Source organism: Streptomyces katrae (genome assembly GCF_000966975.1).
Taxonomy (GTDB): Bacteria; Actinomycetota; Actinomycetes; order Streptomycetales; family Streptomycetaceae; genus Streptomyces; species Streptomyces katrae.
In genome coordinates this window covers 1-3,353 of sequence record NZ_JZWV01001174.1, presented here as the reverse complement: position 1 = coordinate 3,353, position 3,353 = coordinate 1, and the positions used below count along the sequence as shown (strand labels likewise).

General features: G+C 72.9%; 3 protein-coding genes. 1 reads left to right on the top strand and 2 read right to left on the bottom strand.

Annotated features, from left to right (window positions below; all coding sequences use genetic code 11):
- Positions 1-94: 94 nt before the first annotated feature.
- Positions 95-316, bottom strand: a complete 222-nt coding sequence (locus VR44_RS34420) for a hypothetical protein (protein ID WP_045951573.1) — start codon at positions 314-316, stop codon at positions 95-97.
- 28 nt (positions 317-344) lie between these two features.
- Entirely contained in the window at positions 345-1,616 is a 1,272-nt protein-coding gene (locus VR44_RS34415; RefSeq protein WP_045951572.1) for an inorganic phosphate transporter, read from the bottom strand.
- A gap of 300 nt (positions 1,617-1,916) precedes the next feature.
- Here VR44_RS34415 and VR44_RS34410 point away from each other — a divergent pair, with 300 nt between their 5' ends.
- Positions 1,917-3,047, top strand: a complete 1,131-nt coding sequence (locus tag VR44_RS34410; RefSeq protein WP_045951574.1) for an alpha/beta hydrolase — start codon at positions 1,917-1,919, stop codon at positions 3,045-3,047.
- Positions 3,048-3,353 lie beyond the last annotated feature (306 nt).

The following is a 3,353-nucleotide window of genomic DNA, read 5'->3' as shown; positions in this document are numbered from 1 at the left end:
CGGCCAGGGGGTGGGCAGGGGCGGCGGGTACGCGAAAACTCCCCCCGGGAATTCCCGGGGGGAGCCGTCGTACGCGGTGTCGCCGAGACGGGTCTCAGCTGACGATCAGGTAGATCCCGTAGGCCACGGCCGCCGCGCAGAGCGCGAAGCAGGCGTAGGCGCCGCTGCGGGCCAGGGTGGCGGTGCCGCCCTGCTCGGTGGCGGCCTCGTGCTTGGAGAGGCCCACCAGGCCCAGGGCGAAGAGGGCCACGAGGGCGACGGTCGCGGAGAGGCTGACCCCGAAGACGGAGCCGAGTGCTGCCCAGTCGATCTTCATACTGCCGATTCCTCTGTCGTTCTCGGGATCAGACCGCGGCGGCCGGAGCCGTCGGGGTCGCCGGGTTCGCCGTGGCGGCCGGGATGGTGGCCTTGAGGTCCTCGTCGGTCACCGCGGCGGTGGTGCCGGCGGCCGGGGGGACGGCCACGGCCGCGATGGCGGTGGTGACCACGCCGGGCTGCTCCGTCTCGGAGGCGGAGGCCGTCTCGTTGACGTTGGTGTGGTCGACGACCTGGCGGCGCGAGACCAGCCAGATGGCCACGCAGGAGGCGACGAGGAACAGGGCGACGGCGGCGACGCCGATGTCACCCGTGCGCATGACCAGCTCGGCGCCCGCGGAGACCAGGGCGGCGGCCGGCAGGGTCAGGCCCCACGCGACGAACATGCGGGTGGCGGTGGACCAGCGGACCACACCGCCCTTGCGGCCCAGGCCCGCACCCATGACCGCGCCGGAGCAGGCGTGGGTGGTGGAGAGGGAGAAGCCGAGATTGGACGAGGCCAGGATGACGCTCGCGGCCGAGGTCTGGGCGGCGAAGCCCTGCTGCGGCTGGAGGTCGGTCAGGCCGCTGCCCATGGTGCGGATGATGCGCCAGCCGCCGATGAAGGTGCCGAGCGCGATGGCCGAGCCGGCGGAGACGATGACCCAGACCGGCGGGTTCGCGCCGGACTGGAGGGCGCCGCCGGCGACCAGGGCCAGGGTGATGATGCCCATCGTCTTCTGCGCGTCGTTGGTGCCGTGCGCGAGGGAGACGAGACCGGCGGAGGCGATCTGACCGGCGCGGTAGCCCTTGGTGGAGGTCTTCTCGCCGATCTTGCCGTTCAGCTTGTACGTGAGCCTGGAGGCCAGCATCGCGGCCACACCGGCCACGATCGGAGCGGCGACCGCGGGGATGAGGACCTTGGTGACGACGACGTCGCCGTTGACCGCGCCGATGCCCGCGGAGGCGACCGCGGCACCGATCAGGCCGCCCATCAGGGCGTGCGAGGAGCTGGAGGGGAGTCCGACCAGCCAGGTGACCAGGTTCCAGAGGATCGCGCCGACGAGCGCGGCGAAGATCACCTCGGGCTGGATGCCCTCCTCGTTGATCAGGCCCTTGGAGATCGTCTTGGCGACCTCCACGGACATGAACGCGCCGACGAGGTTGAGCACGGCGGACATGGCCACCGCCGTCTTGGGCTTGAGGGCGCCGGTCGAGATGGTGGTCGCCATCGCGTTGGCTGTGTCGTGGAAACCGTTCGTGAAGTCGAACACGAGAGCGGTGATGATCACGATCCCGAGGAGAAGCGTTATGTGCTCCATTTACCCAGGCTTCTGTTTGGCGTCAGTGGCTCGCCGACCGTAGGCAATCTGGGTGAACGGAAGATGAACTGACTCGGGCGGGGTGGTGTCCCTGTCGGGCCCCCCATCAGGCCCTTCGTCCCGATTCTTTCGTAGTTATCGCCATACATGCACGTCAGGGACGGGTAAACGGAACCTCTCGGCGGGCCTCCGGGGCCCGTTCGCGCGCCCCTCGGGAGCGGGTAAAGAGAGGTAGATCACTCCGCTCGGCGGGAGTGCCCTCCGGTGGCCGTCGTCCCCCCGCGCCTCGACACTGGAGCGGTGCGTACCGCCACTGCGACGGCCGCGGCCGTCACCACGACCCTGATCGGTGCCGGAGCGGCCGCGGCCCTGGCCGGCCGGTACGCCGCCGACGCCGCCCTCAGGCCCGAGCCCGGCCGCCCGCTGCCCGGCGCCCCCCGGCTGAGCGTCCACTCCGCCGACGGCGACCGGGTGGTCCTCACCCGCTCCCTGGCCTCCCTGCGCCCCGGCGTCCACGGCCTCACCGCACCCGGGATCCACGCCGCCGTCGGCCCGGTCCTCGACGGAGTCCCGCACGATCCGGCCACCGTCGTACGCCGCCTCCTGCGCGTCAGCCACGGCGCCCTCGACCCCGGCACCCGCGTCGCCCTCACCCCACAGGTGTACTCGGGCAACCCGCGTACCGCCCTCGGCCTGGAACACGCCGACGTGGACGTCCCCGGTGAGCTCGGCCCGCTCCCCGCCTGGTTCCTGCCCGGGGCCCGCCAGACCTGGGTGATCACCGTCCACGGGCTCGGCGCCGGCCGGGAGCACCCGATGGTGGTCATGCCCTTCCTGCACCGCCTCCGGCTCCCGGTGCTCTCCCTCGGCTACCGGGGCGACCTCGGCGCCCCCGCCTCCCCGGACGGCCTCGGCCACCTCGGCGAGTCCGAGTGGCGGGACCTGGACGCCGCCATCCGCTACGCCCTGCGCTACGGGGCCCGGCGCGTCGTCCTGCACGGCTGGTCCACCGGGGCCGCCATGGCCGTGCGCGCCGCCGAGTACTCGGCCCTGGCCGGGCGGATCGCCGGGCTGGTGCTCGACTCGCCCGTCCTCGACTGGCACACCACCCTGCGCAACCTCGCCGCCGCCCGCCACACCCCCGGCCCGCTGCTCCCGCTCACCGTCCGGGCCGCCGAGGGCCGCGCCGGGCTGCGGGCCGGCCACCGGCCGCCGTTCGAGGACCCCGGCGCCGTCCGCGTGCCCGTGCTGCTCTTCCACGGGCCCGACGACACCCTCGCCCCCTGGGAACCCTCCCGCCGGCTCGCCGCCGCCCGGCCCGACCTCGTCACCCTGCACACCGTCCGGGACGCCGCCCACGGGGCGATGTGGAACGCCGACCCGGCCCGCTACGAGGAGGCGCTGCGCCGCTTCCTCACCCCGCTCATGTGAGCGCGCGGAGAGGACCGGTGGGGCTCCATGGAAGCGGAGTTACAGGAGGCTTCTTGTGGCGCTGGAGTGAAGGCGGTGTGGCGGACGGGACAGGGTGGGCGGTCTGTCCCGGTTCCTCCACCCCATGACCTGTGGAAATGACCCGTTCCGTTTGGGCTTTCGGCCAGTGACGGGCGAGACTGCTTCCGTGACGTCCCGAAAGCCTGATGAGCAGTTGGCTCGCGACTCCAGACTCCGACTCGTCTCCCCGCGCTCCGTCGCCACGGCGCGCAAGGCGGTGACCGACCGGCGAACCCGGCCGGCCAC

Bases quoted from the DNA above. Each gene is read 5' to 3' on its own strand.
- VR44_RS34420 (WP_045951573.1), bottom strand. From the start codon at position 316: ATGAAGATCGACTGGGCAGCACTCGGCTCCGTCTTCGGGGTCAGCCTC.
- VR44_RS34415 (WP_045951572.1), bottom strand. From the start codon at position 1,616: ATGGAGCACATAACGCTTCTCCTCGGGATCGTGATCATCACCGCTCTC.